The sequence below is a fragment of the Corallococcus sp. EGB genome (assembly GCF_019968905.1).
Classification (GTDB): Bacteria; Myxococcota; Myxococcia; order Myxococcales; family Myxococcaceae; genus Corallococcus.
The window spans coordinates 8,368,367-8,385,894 of sequence record NZ_CP079946.1 but is presented as its reverse complement, the minus strand read 5'-3'; the positions used below and the strand labels follow the sequence as shown (position 1 = coordinate 8,385,894).

The window sequence follows — 17,528 nt, the reverse complement described above, 5'->3', positions numbered from 1 at the left end:
CGCCCGGCGGCATGCGCTCAGGCTTGACGTCCACTGACCCACATCCTCGCGCGGCTTCGCGCTTGACGTTGCGGCGCACGCTTGGTTGCGTCGCCCCGCTCAGGAGTCCTGATTCCTGATGTCAATTCCCTGGGGGGGAACATGCTGGAGACCTTTGACGCCGCGCGGTTGAAGAGCGCGGGGGCGACCGCGTTGTCGGATGCGCTTGAACAGGGGCGCATCGTCTATTTCCCGGAGAGTCCGGTGGCGCTGCCCACACCGGGCGACGCGGCCTTCCTTCGAGAGGAATTGCCGGCGCTGCTGAAGCGCAAGAACGTGAGCTATTACCCCGAGGCCCAGCGCCTGGTGGGCCTGGCGTCCGAGGGCGCCTCCGCGGAGCGCACGCACCGCATCCTTCGCGAGCACTCGCTGCGCGTGACGGAGTTCCTCACGCAGGCGATGCCGGGCTTCGTGAAGGACTGGAGCGTGGGCACGTCGAGCTTCCGGCCCCTCCAGGAGAAGGGGCGGCAGCTCAAGCCTCACGCCAGCAACGAGCTGGTCCACGTGGACGCGGGCGCGTATGGCGCGACGCATGGGGACCGCATCCTGCGCTTCTTCATCAACCTGCACCCCACCGAGGAGCGGCGCTGGGCCACGCGGGGGACCTTCGAGGCGCTCTATCAGCAGTACGGCGCCACCGCGGGCGTGGCGCCCGAGCCCGGCGTCGAGCGCTCCCTGAGCCCGGGGCTCGCGGGGCGGATGTATTCGGGCCTGCTGCAAGGGGCCTCGCGGCTCGGGGTGCGCATGGCCCGGGTCGTCGACACGTCGCCGTATGACAGGCTGATGCGGCGCTTCCACAACTACATGAAGGACACGCCGGAGTTCCAGGCGTCGCGAGACGGGTATGAGGAGTTCGGGTTCCCTCCCTTCTCCGCCTGGATGGTGCTCACCGATGGCGTGAGCCACGCGTGCCTGTCCGGCCAGTACGCGCTCGTGGACACGTTCCTCATCCGCCTGTCGAGCTGCCGGCATGCGGAGATGTCCCCCTACCACCTGCTGCGGCGCGCTCCCGCGGAGCACCCGGCCCGCGCCGCGGCGTGACGCCGCGGCACGGCGGACCCCTGGCCTCCATGAACCCTGAAGCCGGGGGCGCGTTGCGGTATGACGGCGCCGATGACGGAGTCCCGGGCCGTGCGGTGGGGGCTCGGCGCCGTCCTGGGCGTGGTCGCGCTCCAGGCCGCGCGCCTCGCGCTGCACAAGGCGTTCAGCATCGACGAGTTCCAGTACGCCCACTCCGCGTGGCTCCTGGCCCACGGACAGGTGCCGTACCGCGACTTCTTCGAGGTGCACTTCCCCCTCGTGTACCAGTTGCTGGCGCCGCTGTTCCTGCTGCTCGGGGATGATCCGCGCAACGTGCTCGCCCTCCGCGCGGCGATGCTCGTGCCGCTCGCGGGAGCGAGCGTCTCCGTGTTCCTCCTCAACCGGCGGGAGGGACGCATCGCCGCGCTCCTGGCTCCGGTGATGCTGCTCGGCGCGCCGGGCTTCCTGCGCTTCGCCACCGAGGTGCGCCCGGATGCGCTCACCGCCGCGCTCTTCCTGGGAGCGCTCGCGGCGCTGGCCGTGCAGCCTGGAACCGTCCGTTCGTCGTTCCTGGCGGGCGCGTTGCTCGTCGCCTCCGCATGGGGCTCCCAGAAAGCGCTCTTCTTCGGGGGGCTCGTGACCGGGGTGCTCCTGGCGGACCTCCTGCTTCGCCGGAGTGCTTCTTCCGCGCTCATCGCCGCGCCTCGCGCCTTCTTCGCGGGCATCGCCTCCTCGGCGGGCGCGGTGGCCGGGTACCTCACGGTGACGGGCTCATGGACCGCCTGGTGGCAGTGGTGCTTCGTCTGGGCTTCCGAGCATCAGCGCCACTACCCCGGCTTCTCGTGGCGCGAATACCTGGCGCCCGCCCTGGGGGAACAGCCCGCGTTCTTCCTCCTCGCCGCCGTCGGTCTCGTCGCCACGTTCCGGCGGTTGCGGAAGCATCCGCGCACGCCCGACCTGCTCCTGACCGTGGCCGTGCCCGCGACGTTCGGCGCGTATGCGCTTCAGCGCGCTCCGTTCCCCTACAGCCTGTTGCCCCTGCTGGGCGTGCTCGCGCCGTTCGCCGCACGTGGCGTCCTTTCGGTGCTCACACAGCTCCGCACGCCTGTGGGGCGCACCGTGGGGCTCGCGGGACTGGGTGGCCTGTTCGCCGTTCAGGCCGCCCAGGTGGAGAGGCTTCTGGACGGTGGCGGCAATGCGCGGCAGCGCGAGGTGCTCGCGCGCATCGCGGCGCTCACGGGCCCGGAGGATGTCGTCTACGACAACTCCGGCGGCTACGTGAGCCGGCCGCACGCGCACTTCTACTTCTACACGGACGCGTATCTGCGCGGCTCGCTCGCGGGCCTGTTGTCCGACGAGCTGCCCCGGGTGCTCGTGGAGCAGGGCTGTGTGATGCGCGTGGACGACCTGCGCACCTCCGGCCTTCCCCTCGCGCTGCGCCGCTTCCTCGACGCGCACTACCAGCCCTACGACGGCGACCTGTTCCTGTGGGGCCAGCGCTACCGCGTGCCCCTGGACTCCGGCACCCTGGAGGAACACTTCCTCGCGGTGCGCAGCGACCGCTACTTCATCCAACCCGCGAGCGTGCTCGACACCGGCGCGCTGTTCATCGACGGCGAGCGCATCACCACGCCTGCGTTCACGCTGTCCCGAGGCGAGCACACGCTGCGCTACGAAGGGCGTGCGGACGCCTTCCAGCTTCTGTGGCTGCCTCGCGATTCGAAGCGCTGGACGCCACGGCCCGGAGCGCCGTCCACGTACTCGCGCCTGTTCTGAGCGCGTGCCGAGAGCAGGCGAGCCAGCGCGAGGCCCGCCTTCCGGGAGGACGTCACTGTCGCCCTGACGGTCCGCCGTGGCGGCTCCATCCTCGACTCAACCGTGGAGTCCTGCTCCGGGCCGACCTCCCCCGCGCGAGGGCGATTCCTACTGTGCGTGGGCAAGCGGGTTCGCAGGGGAGGTTGCCGTGGCTGGTGATGATTCGGGGCGGAAGCGGAACCGTGCGCCCGTTGCCTCCCAGGGCGTGATGTCCTTGCTGGAGCGCTGGGGCTCCGACCTCGAAAGAGACGCTCCCTTCTCGCGGGAGGAGCCGCAGGAGCCACGTCAGCGCGACTCCGGCCCTGCTGGCCGGACGACCGACGAGCGCCCTCCACGTCCTGGTCGTGTGCCACCCGCCGGAGCAAAGCTCCGTGCCCCCGACGCCCCTGACTCCGATTTCCATGCTGCCCGTGAGAGAGCGCGACCTCCACGCCCGGGTGCCGGTCCACACGTCGAGTCCAGGCCCTCCTCCCGGACGACGCATCCCTCCGCCCCTTCCCGCGAGGAGCCCCCTCCGGAAGCAGGCCCGCTCGATGAACAAGAGCCCGCGGCATCGGACCGGCCGGTCCGTGGTCCGAACCGGCGCTCGCGCTTCGGAGCAGACCCGCTCAGGAAGACCGAGGAGGCGATCCTCCATTCATCCCGCGAGCTGAACCGTCACGCGCGCTCTGACTCAGCCCCGTTCAAGGATTCCGAAGCGGCGCCCCTTCGTGCATGCCGGAGGAACAACCGCTACGCGCGCTTCGGAGCAGACCCGTTCAGGGAACCCGGACGCACGACCCGGGAGGAGAACCTCCACCTCCGCTCGGAGTCGGCTCCCTTCACCGAGGCGCCACCGCGCGAGGCGGAAGCACCGGGCTCGTCCATCCGCGCGGCCCGCGACGAGCTCCGCCTCCAGGGGCACGTGGTCACCTTCCCGGACGGCGCGCGGATCCTCCTGGGCAACGAAGGCGGCAGGCCCACCCATCGCGGCACCGTCGCCATGCGCGGCCCGTGCGCACCTTCGCGTGCGGAGTTCATGGAGTCTGGCCTCACGGAGCCCCAGGCCCGCGCGCTGGAGTTCGTCCTCGCCTGGTTCGGAAGCCCCTTCGACTCCGTCACCTCCGAGGCCCCGTCCGGCCGTGAACCCCGCTGGGGGGCCTGGCCGCTGTCCGGGCCCGCGCTCATCACCGCGCTCGACCACTGGAAGCAGCGCGAGCCCGAGGCCTTCGAAGCGCGCCTGGGGCGACTGGGGCTCGATGCCACTCACGACACCCTGGCCCTGTTCGAGGAGGACCCGCGGCTGCTCGCGGCGCTGGCCCGGGCCGGCCAGGAGCGCGGCGCGCAACGGGCGCAGCTCGAAACCGTCGTCACGCACGTGCTCCGTCCGATGCTGGCCTCCTGCGCCCAGGGGGAGACCGCCGTGGACGCGCCGGAGGGCCCCTTCGCTTCGGCCCGCGCGCTGGCGCTGCTCTTCCACGCCGAGCTGCGCCTGGGCCGCAGAGGCGTCGCGCGGCTCGTGGCGCTCGCTCGCGAACGGCCAGAGTCCCCAGGCGCGGGCGAGCGCCTCGCGGAGGACCTGCGCGCCACCGGTCGTTCGCGCGAAGCCACCGAGGTCTGGCGCATCCTCACCTCTCCCGAACTGGCGGACCCGGCCTCCCGCGCGCCATGAGGATGCCCCTTCCACCCGGGAGCATGTCCTGCTCGGGGTCCCCGAGCCCGGCGACCCGGTGCCTCCGCAAGAGAAGAACCTCGTCCTGTCCGGAGAGCTCATCCTCAACGGACAGCGCTACCACCTGGTGCCCGCGCGGCCCGCGACGGAGCCCGCGTCCGATGTTCGGCTGCTCACCTCGCGCGAGCTGCAGATCGCCTCGTGCGTTCGCGCGGGCTGGGGCAACAAGCAGAACGCCACGAAGCTGAACATCAGCGCGTGGACCGTGGCGGCCCACCTGCGGCGCAGCCCGAGCAGGAGCGCCACGTTCGCCTGCGGCCGGCACACCCGCCGCACTCGCCCGGACCGATGAGCAACGGCGTCACCCCGGGCCCGTGCCCCGCGAGCTTGCTGTCCGAGTGCACCACCACTCCCACCGTGATGGTCCCCGGCTGGCGCGACGGTCCGAAGCGGTAGTCCAACGGACATATCGCCACCAGGTCCCCCAGCACGCCCTCCGAACGCCCGAGGCCGGAGCCCATCAGCTCCGCGGGCACCGTGTGCGTCACGGGGATGAGCAGCCGCCCCGGTTCCGTCCTCACGCCCCAATGCCTCAGCAGCCGGGGCGACAGGTTCAGCGCGCGCACCTGCGGGAAGTCCGGCAGCTCCAGCCCCTGGCCATGCGCATCCAGCTGCACGCGGTCCCCGATGCACAGGCGGCGCTTCACGGCGGGCGGGAAGTCCACGATGACGTGGTTGATGCCGCCGTGCTTGCCCACCACCGTGCCCTCGGCGCCCGCCATGGGGCCGCTCGTCACGCGCGCGCGGTTGCCCACGCACGCGTAGAACATCAGCGCCCGGTTGGAGCCGCCGCGCGGCCCGGTGTCGTCGCGCCCCGGGTTGTGGAGCGGCACCCCCGCCTCCATGTGGTCCGCCGCCAGGCCCACCGCGCGGCGCTCCGCACGCGACGGGTGATGTTCCGGAGGAACGCCTCCGCGTCATCCGCGTCCATCGACTCCAGGACGAACGGGTTGAGCGTCCGCGCGAGCGTCACCGCGGCGGGGCCGGACACGAGGCGTTGGGCGCTGGCCGGCAGGTACAGCCCGCTGGCCGGGTCCGCCTCGTACGCCTCGAAGCCGTTGTCCTCGAAGCCCGAGGGTTCGGAGGGCTCGCCCTCGAAGCCCTCGGCCTCGAAGGCCTCCAGGTCGCTGAACTCATCCGCCAGGTCCTCCAGCTCGTGGAGGGCGTCCGCGCCGTCCCACGGGTCCATGGCGTCGAGGGCCTCGACATCGGAGAGGGATTCAGCGGTGGTCATCGCTCCTCCCTCGCGTGGCGCGACTTCCGCCCCTCACGGGCGCAAGTTGGAGAGGGGACGCGGGGCGCGGCAGTCACTCGTTTGAGCGAGTGCTGCCGCCACCCCGCGCGCGCCGACCTCGGGGGAGGCCGGGCGGAGCGGCTCAGTTCTTCACGCACGCGGCCTGGCCGCCCGCGTCCTTGTACGCCTTCACGCGCTTGAGCAGGTTGCCGTTGTCCGTCTCCGGCGTGGTCTGCTCGTTGTTGCCGGCACCGAAGAGCATGCCCACGCCGCCCGCGGCGGCCACTTCACCCGGGTGGGTGAGGAAGTAGTCCACGCGGTTGTCGCGCCACTGCTTGCCGCTGTTGGGCAGGCTCATGTTGCCCACCGGCAGCTGCCACCAGATGTGCGGCTTGCCGAGCCGCGTGGACACGGCCTTCGCCCAGCTGAGCGCCTGGTGGAAGTGCGGCAGCTTGTGGTTCTCCGGATCCCACCAGGCTGCGCTGCCCGTCGTCTTCTCGTACCAGCCTGCGTCGCGGTCGGACGCCTCCACCGTGACGAAGTCCGTGTCGCCCGCGCCCACGGAGAGGAGGAAGTCCGCGACCTTGTTCGCCTCGCCCGCCACGTCGAACGACGCGTCCGTGTTCTGGGACACGTCCGTCTTCGTCGCCCACGCGCTCGCGTGCAGGCCCACCTTCGCGTTGGGCGCGTACTTGCGCACCATGGCGATCATGCACCTGCCCAGGCCCGCGCCGTTGTTCTCCTGGCTGCCGCAGTCCGTGGGGTTCGCCGCCTTCACCGCCACCGGCGTGGACTGCGCCCGGCCGTCGTTGGGGAAGAACTGGAGGTAGGCCCACATGTCCGGCTCGATTTGCAGCAGTGCCTTCTCCTGGCCCACCTGCTTCAAGAGGAACCGCCAGTCCGCGAGGTAGCGCCCCAGGAACGCCGGGTCGTTGAGCGCCTTCAGCTGCTCCTGGCCCTCGGCGAAGCCGCTGGCCTGATAGGCCTCGTAGTAGGTGATGAAGGGGAGCTGCCCGTTGGCCTGCGCGGCCTTGATGAAGTCGCGCACGTAGGCGCCGGGCGGCTCCTGGTCGTACTGCCAGCAGCCCCACCACCCGCAGCCGCCGCCGCTGTTGGAGCACGACGCGCCGTCGGACGTGCACCCGGACGCGCACGAGCCGCACGCGTCCTTCGAGTCGAACAGGCCCGCCGCGAGGTAGAGGTAGCGCACGTCGAAGGGCGCGGCCTTCGCGGTGGCGTCCTCCATCTGCGCGCCCACCAGCACCGTGCTCCTGCCCAGCGTGGTGAGGAACTTCGCGCCCTGGCACTCGGAGCCGTCGCCCGGCGTCACCCCGGGCCCGTCCGTGCCCGGCCCCGGCTCTCCACCGGGCGCACTCGAATCCGAACAGCCCGCCACGGCCAGGAGGCCCGCGGCGAGGAACGGCCAACACTTCCGACGAGACAGGGCAGGGGTCCGCATGATGTCCAGAACTCTACTCCGCCCCTCTTCCTCCGCGCTGGGGGCTTATTCTTAATTTCCTTGAAAGTCTTGAGTCTCGCCTGCCCCACCGGCTAACAGCCGGGTTCCCCTTCCCCCGAGGTGTGCGAGATGAAGCTCCGTTTGTGCGTGCTGCTGATACCGGCGCTGCTGGCGGCCGGCTGCGGTCCCCTGGATGAAACCGAACCCCCCGCGCCCGTCATCGACGAGCTGACCGGACAGGTGCTCCAGGAGGCGACGACGAAGTACGACATGAATCGCCTGCTGGAGGACTCGGACGTCACGGGCGGGATGGGCATCACGCCGGCCCAGGTGCAGGCGTTCCTCCAGCAGCAGGGCTCGTACCTGGCGGGCTACACGGACCCGGCCTACGGCAAGACGGCGGCGACGCTCATCGTGGAGCGCTCGCGCGCGTCCAACATCAGCCCGCTCTACATGCTGGCGCGCATCCAGGGCGAGTCCAGCCTCATCCAGAGCGGCACGTCCACCAACCTGAGCAAGGCCACCGGCTGCGGCTGTCCGGACGGCAGCGGCTGTGACGCGCAATACGTGGGCTTCGGCAAGCAGGTGGAGTGCGCGGCGAAGAAGATGCGCGGCTACCTCACCGACCTGGAGGCGGGCCGCGCCACCATCTCCGGCTGGAAGGTAGGGGTGACGAAGTCCACGTCGGACCCGTGCTCGGTGAAGCCGGTGAACAACGCCACCGCGGCGCTCTACACGTACACGCCCTGGGTGGGCGCGTACGCCATCCAATGCGGCCGCACCACGGTGGGCGGCTCGTCGCTGATGGCGTCCATCTACAACCGCTACAAGACGGCGTACCCGTGGACGCTCCCCACCGAGGAGGGCTGCTACTCCGGCACGGTGGACGCCACGGTGCCGGAGGGCTCGTGCGTGCAGAGCTCCTCGGACGCGCTGTGGCGCCAGTGCTCGCAGGGCGTCTTCATGGGCGGCACGGCCACGAAGCCGTCCAACTGCAACGTGTCCTTCCCGTACTGCGTCTCCACGCGCCTGGGCCGCGGCGTGCCCGTGCGCACCTGCGTGCAGGTGACGAGCACGCTCTGGCAGCAGTGCGGCGCGGAAGGCGTGTGGCGGGATGCGCCGGGCGCGGACACCACGGGCGTGGGGCCCATGGGCACCTGCTACGCGACGTATTCGCTGTAGCGCGAGCACACCGCCGCCCGGACGGAGCACGTCAAGTCCGGGCGGTCAGTACTCCTTGGTCCAGATGAGGTCCAGGCTGCCGGCGCGCGCGTCGCCGTACATGCCCTCCAGGCTCCAGCGCGGGCTGAAGAGGTACTGGAAGCGCACGGCGTTGGCGTTCTCGCCGCGCTGGAGGTTGGCGCCCACGCGGCCGGTGTAGCCCACGTAGATTTTATCCGTCACGTACGTGCCCACCTCCAGCTTGGTGCCGGAGATGCCGCTGTCGCCCGCTTCGATGGAGAGCACGTCCAGGGGCAGCTTCGACGCGATGGCCTTGCGCGCCTCGTTGGCGACGAACGAGCCCACCACCGACGCGGCCTGCGCGCCCGCGTTCATGGACGCGCCGGAGCCGCGCTCCAGCGTGCGCCGGCCGGTGGCGAGCAGCGTGTAGATTTCCGACTCGGGCAGGGCCGGGTCGCTCGTCGTCTTCAGCGTCACGTCCTTGCCCTGGCCGCGCACGGTGACGAAGACGGTGACGCCCGCGCTCTCGTTGCGGTGCTCGGCGGTGACGTTGATGTACGGCGTCATCACCGGGCCGGTGAAGCGCACCTGGCTGTCGCGCTGCACGTCGAAGCGGCGGCCCAGCACGTCCACGCGGCCGAGCAGCACCATCACCTCGCCGAAGATGCGCGCCTCGTTGGCGTACTCGACGCGGAAGCCCTCGGACAGGCCCAGCTGCACGTTGAGGTCCGTGCCGCGCACCCACAGGTTGCGGGGCGCGTTGATGTTCACCCAGAACTGACGCTGCGGCGGCGCCTCCTCCTCGCCTTCCTCCGACAGCGCCTCTGCCTCCGCCTCCGACGTGGGGGCGCTCGGGCCGCCGTCGCCCGGAGTGGCCTGCGGATTGCCGGGCATGCCGGGCGAGTCCGGCGCGTTGCGCGGGTTCTGCGCCTTGGGCGACGTGGCCACCTGCGTGGGCGTCTTCTCCTTCTTCTTGCGCTTGTCCACCGGCACGCCGTTGCGGACCAGCACCACGTCCACGGGGCGCTCCAGGGGCTGCAGGTCCTTGCGCTTGGCCTCCGGCAATTCGACGTGCGCCTCCGGGATGGACAGGTCGCTGATGTTCACCAGCCGCTCGGTGAGGCTGCCCTTCATGGACAGGTTCAGCGACAGCAGGGCCATCAGCTGGTCTTCGACCACGATGGGCAGGTTCTTGGTGTTGCCCTTGCCCTCCAGGACGAACTCGCCGCTCTGGCCCTGGCGCTTCGCGGTGGCCGTCAGCTCCAGCGTGCCGTTGCCGGACTTCGCGGTGAGCTGCTTGAGGTCGATGCGCTCCTGGGACGCGTTCAGCGCGAGCTGGATGTCGTGGTACTCGCCCAGGCCCATCAGCCCCAGCCGGCCGTCCTTCCACGCCAGGTCGCCCTTGAAGGTGGGCGCGCCCACGGTGCCGCCCAGGTTCGCGTCCGCCTGGATGAGGCCGCCCAGCGAGCGCACGTACGGGGAGGTGCCGGAGAGGAACGTCGGGTCGAAGCGGCGCGCGCGCAGCGACAGCTCCACCGGCGCCCGGTCCACCTTCTTCGCGGGCCCCTGCGCGGACTGGAACGCGGGCAGGGACAGGTCCAGGGTCATGGTGCCGCCCAGCAGCAGCGACCCGCCGCCGGGCGCGGTGAGCATCGCGTCGAAGAGGGACTTCGCCTCCGAGTAGGAGTAGTGCAGCCGCGCCTGTCCCAGCGCCGTCTGCGCCACGCCCAGCCCCTGCAGGCCCGCGTTCACCTCCAGCTCCGGGGCCTCTGGTGTGCCGCGCGCCACCAGCTCCATGGACAGCACGCCCTGCGGCCCGCGGTTGCCCTGCGCCGGCTGCACCGACATGCCGGGAATCTCAGTGAGGGGCACGGGCCCCACGCGCCCCTTCATGCGGAAGGGCACGCGGCTGGCCACCTCGCGGTCCTGGAGCGCGGCCAGCGGCGCCAGCACGCGCGCCTCCAGCGTGGCCAGCGGGCCGTTGGGGCGCTGCACGTCCAGGGTCAGCTTCACGTCCTCGTTGCCCGCCAGCGCCAGCGCGGTGCCGTTGAGGGGCGGCAGGCCGTTGGCGGTGACACCCCGGGCCACCAGCTCCACGCGGCCCTGCGGCGCGAGCGCGGCGCCGTTCACGTCCGCCTTCAGCGTCACCGTGCCGTCCGGCTTGTCCACGCCGTCCGCGCCCTGGAGCAGCTTCAGCGGCAGCTCCGACACCAGCGCCTCCAGGTGCAGCGGCGCCTCCAGCGCCTGCGCGGGCGTGGGCGGCTTCGAGATGACGCCGCCCAGCGTGAAGGGCGTCTTCACCTGCACGTAGGCCTGCGGCGCCACGCCCTTCACGTCCAGCCGGGCGCCCAGCGTCGCGTCGTTCGCGTCGGAGCTCGCGTGCAGCTCGAAGCCCAGCGCCTGCGCGAAGAGGGCCTCCGGCCGGTTGGGGTAGCGCAGGTCCGCGCCCACCACCTTCAGGTCCAGCCGGGGATCCTTCGCGGAGCCATCCACCACCAGCGTGCCCGTCATCTGCCCCGTGGGGCCGGGCGGCTGCTGGGCCAGCTTCAGCGCCTCCGCGACGTCCAGCTTCTCCAGGTTCACCGTCAGGGACAGCGGCTCGTTGCGCCGGCGCAGCACGCCCTGCACGGGCACGTCGAACTTCGAGGACACGCGCGCCGCGTTCAGCTCCGCCCCCAGCGTGCCGGTGGCGCGGTCCTTCTCGTACCGCGCCTTCACCTGGAGCCCCAGGCCCTGGTAGCCGTGAGCGCGGCCATCCACCAGGGTGAGGTCCACGTCCGCGTCCGGCCGCGCCATGCGCCCCTTCGCCGCGACGTGGCCGGACAGCGTGCCGCCCAGCCCCAGGTCCTCCGGCACCGCGATGCGCGGCAGCTTGGACAAATCAAAGGCGCCCAGGTCGATGCGCGCGTCCACGCGCTCGCCGTCCTTCACCGCGGCCACCCTCAGGGTCTGCGGCCCGGACGCGAGCGACAGCGGCGGCTGCAGCGCGATGCGCCCACCCCCGAAGGTCAGGTGCGTGGGCTGCTGGAGCGTCCAGGTGGCCTCGGGCCAGGACAGCGAGAAGACGCGCATGGCGAGCCCCTCGTTGTCCGCGTCCACGGTGCCCTCCACGCCCAGCGCGATTGTCGCGTCGCCGTCCACGCGCACGCTCGCCTTCAAGGCGCGGTTCTCGCCGGTGGTGAGCGCCAGGGACAGGTCGCGGAACGTCTTGCCCCCGGTCTTCAACTGGCTCACCAGCACGGTGGCGTCCGTGGTGAGCGGGCGGGTGACGTCCGGCACGTTCGCCTTGAGCGACAGGTCCTGGATGGCGATGTCGCCGTAGTTCAGCGCCACGAAGTTGCCGTCCGCCTTCACGCCCGGAGAGCGCGGCGGCCCCTGGACTTGAAGTTCCAGCGAACCGCTGCCGGACATGGGCGGCACGGTGCCGCCGGGCAGCAGCTTGTCGAGCGCCGCCGACAGCAGCTTCAGGTCGCCCGCGGACAGGCTGCCGCGCGCCTGCAGCGACTTCGCGGTGCCCTCGCCGGACGCGATGAGCGCCGCGCCCGGCATCAGCACGCGCAGGTTGCCCACCTGGTAGTGGCCCTCCTTGGCGCTCGCCTTCAGCTCGATGGGGCCCACGGACTGGCCCCGGAACTTGGACGGCGTCACGGTGAGGGCCACGTCGCCGTCGAGCGTCTCCACGCTGTCGCCACCGCCGTGCGCGACGAGGTCCGCGGCGATGTTGGTGGGGATGCCGTTCTCCATCAGCTCCGCCAGGTTGACCCCCCGCGCCTTCACGGTGGTCTCCGAGGTGCGGAACGTCTTGAGGTTCACGTCGCCCACGAGGTCCAGCGTGGCCTTGCCCGCGGAGGCGGCCAGGTTCGCCTTCGCGAGGTCGCCGTCCATGGACGCGGTGCCCTTCGCTTCAATGGGCACCACCAGCGGGTACGCGGGCACGAAGGCCTTCACCGGCCCGGGCGGCACGGCCAGCCGGCGCAGCTCCACCGCCGCGGCCGTCTCACCCGTCTGCTTCGCCCCCAGGTCCGCCTCGATGCCCGCCAGCCCGAGCTGCGCGTCCAGCTGGCGCACCACGTCCCGGCCCTGGCCCTTGAGCGCCAGGCGCACCGGGCCCTGGAGCGGGCGGGTGAGGCCGCCCGTGGCCTGCAGGTCCGCGGCGAAGTCCATGTCCGCCAGCGCGTAGTGGCCCTCGCCCTTCGCGCTCAGCTCCTCCAGGCGCACCTGCCGCTCGCCGCCGTCCGGCAGCTCCTGCTGGAAGTCCACGGAGCCGTGGCTCAGCTCGAAGTCCTTCAGGTCGATGCGCAGCGCGCTCTTGCTCTGGGTGGGGGGCTCCTCGGGCTTGGGCTCCCGGGGCTCCAGCGCGCGCATCAGGTTGAGGCCGCGCTCGTCCTGCACCAGGTACAGGCGCGGCGTCTCGATGCGCACCTTCGTCAGGTCCACCCGCTGGCCCAAGAGCGGGGACAGGTTGAGCCGCGCCTCCACGCGGGCGATCTCCGCCGCCAGGTCGCCTTCCGGGGTGTAGAGCTTGATGCCGGTGAGGACCGCGCCGTTGAGGTCCAGGTCGAACCCGCCCAGCTCCAGCCGGCCCTTGAACTGCTTGTTCGCCAGGTCCACGCCGAAGCGGGCGATGCGGGCGGAGCCGCCCGGACTGGTGGCGTACACGAGCGCGCCCACCACCAGCAGGACGACGAGGCCCAGGAAACCCAGCAGGCCCCACAGCAGCCGCCGTCCCCAGCGCTTGCGCCGGTGGGGCGGGGCGGGGGAGGGGGGGGTCGGGTCGCTCAAAACGCCTCTCCGATGGAGATGTGGATCGCGCAGAGCCCTTCCGGGGCGCCCGCGTAGGCTGCCTCGGCGGACCTCGTGCCCTTGTCGAAACTGCGTCCGAAGCCCAGGCACCCACCCGAGGACGGATAGATGTATCCGGGATCGCTGACGGGCAATCCCTGCCCGATGTTCAAGCGCCTGGCCAGGTCCAGCCGGATGGGGCCCACCACCGTCAGGTAGCGCAGGCCGGCGCCCACCGCGTGGTAGTGCTCGGGACCGAACAGCTTGGGCGAATTCTTGCCGAAGAACGCCTGTGTGCCCACGAGGCCGGAGTCATAGAAGACGGCCAGCACCAGGGCGTCCGTGAGCATGTAACGCACCTCCACGGAGCTCTCGAAGAGGCTGTTGCCGCCCACGGGCACCGTGTCCCACGAGTCCAGGATGGGGTTGCCGTTCGCGTCCAGCAGGACGTTGCCATGGTCGTCCTTCTTGTACGTGGGCGGCAGCGGCGTCATGGGGGACAGCCGCTGGCCGTTGAAGCCGCGCATCGCGGTGGCGCCGCCGGAGAAGAAGCGCGTGACGATGGAGCTCTGCCCTCCGCCCGCCGGGTCCAGCGTGCCCGCACGCACCTTCACCGCGAGCGTCAGCTCCTTCTTCTCTCCAATGGAGCGGTAGTAGCGCAGGTCCGGCAGCAGCCGGACGTACTGGTACTGCCCGCGCAGGGGGCCGCCGCCCTTCTGGATGGAGAAGCCCACGTAGTAGCCGTCGCGCGGCTCGGTGCGGTCGTTGCGCCGGTCCCAGGCGAACGCCAGCTCCAGGAAGCTCAGCGCCTGGTCGCATTTCCCCACCGTGTTTTCACAGCCGAGGATGATGGGCGGGACGCTCTCCTGCAGGCTCACCTGTCCCGTCAGCCGGTAGAGCTGCAGGTTGTACGAGGGGAAGACGGAGAAGGAGGGGTGGGGCGTCCAGATGACGCCCGTCTTCAGGTAGCCGCCGTAGAACGAGTAGGCCTGCTGGAGGCCCTTCTCCGCGGTGATGGAGGCCTGCAGGGCCACGTCGCGGAAGAGGAAGCGGGGCTGCTCGAACTCCGTGGTGAGGCTGAAGATGGGGGCGTGCTGGTTGTTGATGTCATTCCGGAGGGTCGACAGCGCGCTGGGGATGAACGCGTAGCCCAGGCGCCCGCGCAGGGTGAGCCGGCGCAGGCCGCCGCGGAAGTTGCGGTTGGTCCACTCCCCCAGCACGCGGCCTTCCTGCCGCGCGGCATCCACGCCGATACCGCCGCCCAGCTTGATGGAGTGGAAGGGCGCCTCGCGCACGTCCACCACCACCGGCACCGTGGCGTTCTGCCGGTCCGGCGCGCCCCGGTTCACCTTCACCGCGCCGAAGACGCCCATGCGGAAGACGCGCGCCTGCGCCTCCGCCAGCGCCGCTTCACTGAAGAAGGCGCCCTTGTGCACGGCGCCCTGCGCCTGCTCGATGATGCGCCGGGGCGGCACCTGGGGGTTGGCGTCCGTGGCGATGAAGATGTTGCCGAAGCGGTAGCGCAGGCCCGGGGCAATCTGGAGGTCCACCACGGCCTTCTGCGTGGCCACGTCCACGCGCACCTCGCCGCCGACCTCCGCCTCCGCGTACCCCAGGTCCTTGAGCCGCTGGAGCACCAGGTCCTTGGTGGCGGACCACGCCTCCTCGCGGAACACGTCGCCGACCTTCACCGGCAGCTCTTCCAGGACGCGCTCACGCTCGCGCAGCGACGGTTGATCCGGCCCCCGGCTCAGGGCCTCCAGGCCGTGCGGTTCGATGCGGTCGATGAGGGTGGGGGCGCCCTCGGCCACCACCACCTTGAGGCTCACGGCGTCGTCGCCTTCGGGGATCACCTCGTTGGATTCCACCTGCGCCTGGTAGAAGCCCTCCGCCTGGTAGAAGCGCTCGATGCGCCGCAGGTCCGCCTGCCACGCGTTGGTGTCGAAGTAGTGCGCCTTGCCGAAGGGCCAGAACGCGTACCAGGGCGTGGAGGACGTGAGGATGCGGTCCTTGATGTCCCCGGCCTTCACCTGCTTCGCCCCCTCGATCTTCAGGGACTTCACCTTCGGCCCGGTGGGCTGATTGGAGCTGGTGGCGCACGCCGTCAGCAACACGGCCAGCGCGAGGGGCACGGCGAAGCGGAGTCGGAGAGGTCGGACGTCGGCCACGCCACGTTTCTTACCGGAACGCCAGCCCCTGACACGTTTCGCAATGTTTCTTTGTGCAGCGAGTGTCGCATTCCACGACCTCGGGGACGGGGGCAGTGTCCGCCAGGTCCCGGGGGCCGCTGTCGCGCGTGCAACCGGGCCCGGGGTGCGTCAGATTCGGGGCCCTATGGTCCGGCGAATCGCGATGTTGCTGTCGGCCACGCTGGTGCTCGCCACCGGCTGCGGCGTGAGCGAAGACGAAGTGGTCCAACTCAAGGAGGGGGAGAGCCTCGCCGACACGCCCTACTGCGGCTCGCTCGGGTGCGCGGATCCGTTCCGCTTCTGCGCGGAGCTGTTCCTGGACTTCGGCCGCTCGCCGCCCCTGTGCGTCGTGGAGGACATCTGCGACCGGCTGGAGTGCGCGAAGCCAGGGCGCCGCTGCGCCGTGTTCGACGGCTTCCCCGGCCAGGTGAAGTGCATCGGGGACTAGGCCGTCCCCTCCCGCGCCCGGGGCGGCCGCGAGTGCAGCGGCCCTGGAGCGGAAGGCTTCCACCGCTAGCGGCGCGATGAGGCGGTGAGCCACGCCAGGCGCTCCGCGGCGTCCTTCGTCTGGCGCTCCGTGAGCAGCGCGTCCGTGTCCTGCGCGATGCGGTAGGCCCAGTTGGCGTCGCCCATGGTGCCAGGCAGGTTGATGCGGTCGCGCGTGCCCAGCACGTCCTGCCACGGCAGCACGCACAGGTCCGAGCCCGCGTTGAGCGCGGCGGCCAGCGTGGCGCGGTGGATGTCCGGGGTGAACTCGCGCGTCACCGCCACGCCCTGGAACTCCGGCCACGCGCGCGCGGCGTTGTGGCGCTCGTCGTCGCGCGCCTGCTCCCACCACTCGGCCTGCGGCTCCGTGTCGTGCGTGCCGGTGGTGACCAGCGACACGGCGGGGAACTGGTGCGGGTCGCGGTAGGTGTTGTCGTCGCGCTCCCAGCGCATCACCCGGTAGCCGGGCAGCTTCAGGTCCGCGAGGATCTGCCGCACGAACGGCGGGATCACGCCCAGGTCCTCGGCGACGATGCCCGCGCCCTCCGACAACAGCCGGAAGTGCTTCTCACCCTGGCGGCGCCAGGTGGGCTCGTCTCCGGGGACGAAGTAGCCGGTGGGGTTCTTCTCGTCGCGGATCCACTGACGGAAGTAGCCCACCGCGTGGTCCACGCGGCGCAGGTCGTAGTAGCTGGCCGCCTTGGCCGCGCGCTTCTTCAGCCACGCGTAGTCGTCCTTCTCCATCGCGGCGAAGTCGAAGTAGGGCAGGCCCCAGTCCTGGCCCGTGGCGGAGAAGTCGTCCGGCGGCACGCCCAGGCGCGCGTCGCGGCGCAGGATGTCCGGGTGGGCCCAGCAGTCGGAGCTGTCCTGCCCGATGATGAAGGGCTCGTCTCCGCACAGGAGCACGTCCTTCGCCTTGGCCTGCGCGCGGACCTGGTTCCACTGCGCTTCGGCCAGCCACTGGAGCCACGCGTGGTAGCGCACGCGGCGCTCCAGCCCCTGCGCCTGGATGGCGCGCAGCGCGTCCGGCTGGCGGGTGCGCAGCCCCTCGGGCCACTGCCACCAGGGACGGCGGTCCTCCTTCTCGCTGATGGCGGTGAAGAGGGCGTAGCTCTCCAGCCACTCGCCCTGCGCCTCGCGCCAGTTCTGGAACTCCTGCGCGCGCGGCGTGCGCGGGCTCCACTCGTGCTTCTCGAAGTGGTCGAAGGCGCGCGCGAACGCGGCGTCCTTCAGCGGGAACACCAGGTCGTAGCGCACGCGCGGCGCCGAGCGGGCCTCCGCCAGCTGCTGCTTCTGCGCGTCGCTGAGCGCTCCCTCGCCGCCGGTGGCCTGGAACTCCGGCACCCGGCTCAGGTCGATGAAGAGCGGGTTCAGGCCGAACGCGGACCGCGTGGCGTAGGGGCTCGGGTCCCCCGGCGCGGTGGGAAGGAGCGGCAGCACCATCAGCAGGCGCTGACGCGCGGCCTTCATCCAGGAGAAGAGCCCGTCCATGGCACCGAAGTCACCGATGCCGAAGTCCGTCCGTGAACGCAGCGAGAAGAGGGGAAGCAGGAGACCGGAGAGCCGGCCAGGAGTGGACATGGTGCGGCGCAATCTGCCCCAGCCCTGCGC

Annotated in this window: 12 protein-coding genes; 6 read left to right on the top strand and 6 right to left on the bottom strand. The window is 71.2% G+C overall.

Annotated elements, in window-relative coordinates; all coding sequences use genetic code 11:
• Nucleotides 1-141: 141 nt before the first annotated feature.
• The 4 genes from KYK13_RS34140 to KYK13_RS39415 all read left to right on the top strand — a co-directional run bounded on the left by KYK13_RS34140 (nucleotide 142) and on the right by KYK13_RS39415 (nucleotide 4,877).
• On the top strand, nucleotides 142-1,080 hold the full coding sequence (locus KYK13_RS34140; protein ID WP_223638454.1) for a Kdo hydroxylase family protein: 939 nt from the start codon (nucleotides 142-144) through the stop codon (nucleotides 1,078-1,080).
• Between the two features lie 72 nt (nucleotides 1,081-1,152).
• Nucleotides 1,153-2,835: a hypothetical protein gene (locus tag KYK13_RS34135; RefSeq protein ID WP_223638451.1), complete on the top strand. Its 1,683-nt coding sequence runs from the start codon at nucleotides 1,153-1,155 to the stop codon at nucleotides 2,833-2,835.
• Nucleotides 2,836-3,892: 1,057 nt separating this feature from the next.
• A complete protein-coding gene (locus tag KYK13_RS34130) occupies nucleotides 3,893-4,525 on the top strand; it encodes a hypothetical protein (protein ID WP_223638448.1) in 633 nt (210 codons plus the stop codon).
• A gap of 58 nt (nucleotides 4,526-4,583) precedes the next feature.
• Nucleotides 4,584-4,877 (top strand): LuxR C-terminal-related transcriptional regulator, encoded by a 294-nt coding sequence (locus KYK13_RS39415; RefSeq protein ID WP_223638446.1) that lies wholly within the window; start codon nucleotides 4,584-4,586, stop codon nucleotides 4,875-4,877.
• Here the strand turns inward: KYK13_RS39415 and KYK13_RS34120 are convergent.
• The 3 genes from KYK13_RS34120 to KYK13_RS34110 form a co-directional block, all read right to left on the bottom strand.
• The gene (locus KYK13_RS34120) at nucleotides 4,777-5,418 is read right to left on the bottom strand and encodes a DUF4438 domain-containing protein (protein ID WP_255654092.1); all 642 of its coding nucleotides are present in this window, start codon (nucleotides 5,416-5,418) and stop codon (nucleotides 4,777-4,779) included. The genes KYK13_RS39415 and KYK13_RS34120 overlap by 101 nt on opposite strands.
• A complete protein-coding gene (locus tag KYK13_RS34115; RefSeq protein WP_223638441.1) occupies nucleotides 5,355-5,819 on the bottom strand; it encodes a hypothetical protein in 465 nt (154 codons plus the stop codon). Before KYK13_RS34115 ends, KYK13_RS34120 begins: the two co-directional genes overlap by 64 nt.
• A gap of 142 nt (nucleotides 5,820-5,961) precedes the next feature.
• Nucleotides 5,962-7,278 (bottom strand): hypothetical protein, encoded by a 1,317-nt coding sequence (locus tag KYK13_RS34110; RefSeq protein WP_223638439.1) that lies wholly within the window; start codon nucleotides 7,276-7,278, stop codon nucleotides 5,962-5,964.
• Between the two features lie 129 nt (nucleotides 7,279-7,407).
• Between KYK13_RS34110 and KYK13_RS34105 the strand changes: the two genes are divergently transcribed.
• Nucleotides 7,408-8,460 (top strand): hypothetical protein, encoded by a 1,053-nt coding sequence (locus KYK13_RS34105; protein ID WP_223638437.1) that lies wholly within the window; start codon nucleotides 7,408-7,410, stop codon nucleotides 8,458-8,460.
• A gap of 45 nt (nucleotides 8,461-8,505) precedes the next feature.
• Here the strand turns inward: KYK13_RS34105 and KYK13_RS34100 are convergent, their stop codons facing one another.
• On the bottom strand, nucleotides 8,506-13,242 hold the full coding sequence (locus tag KYK13_RS34100; RefSeq protein WP_223638435.1) for a translocation/assembly module TamB domain-containing protein: 4,737 nt from the start codon (nucleotides 13,240-13,242) through the stop codon (nucleotides 8,506-8,508).
• Entirely contained in the window at nucleotides 13,239-15,410 is a 2,172-nt protein-coding gene (locus KYK13_RS34095) for an outer membrane protein assembly factor (protein ID WP_223638433.1), read from the bottom strand. Before KYK13_RS34095 ends, KYK13_RS34100 begins: the two co-directional genes overlap by 4 nt.
• Nucleotides 15,411-15,576: 166 nt before the next feature.
• Between KYK13_RS34095 and KYK13_RS34090 the strand changes: the two genes are divergently transcribed.
• A complete protein-coding gene (locus KYK13_RS34090; protein WP_223638431.1) occupies nucleotides 15,577-15,879 on the top strand; it encodes a hypothetical protein in 303 nt (100 codons plus the stop codon).
• Nucleotides 15,880-15,944: 65 nt separating this feature from the next.
• Here KYK13_RS34090 and KYK13_RS34085 read toward each other — a convergent pair whose 3' ends face one another.
• On the bottom strand, nucleotides 15,945-17,498 hold the full coding sequence (locus KYK13_RS34085) for a 4-alpha-glucanotransferase (protein ID WP_223638429.1): 1,554 nt from the start codon (nucleotides 17,496-17,498) through the stop codon (nucleotides 15,945-15,947).
• Between the last annotated feature and the right edge of the window lie 30 nt (nucleotides 17,499-17,528).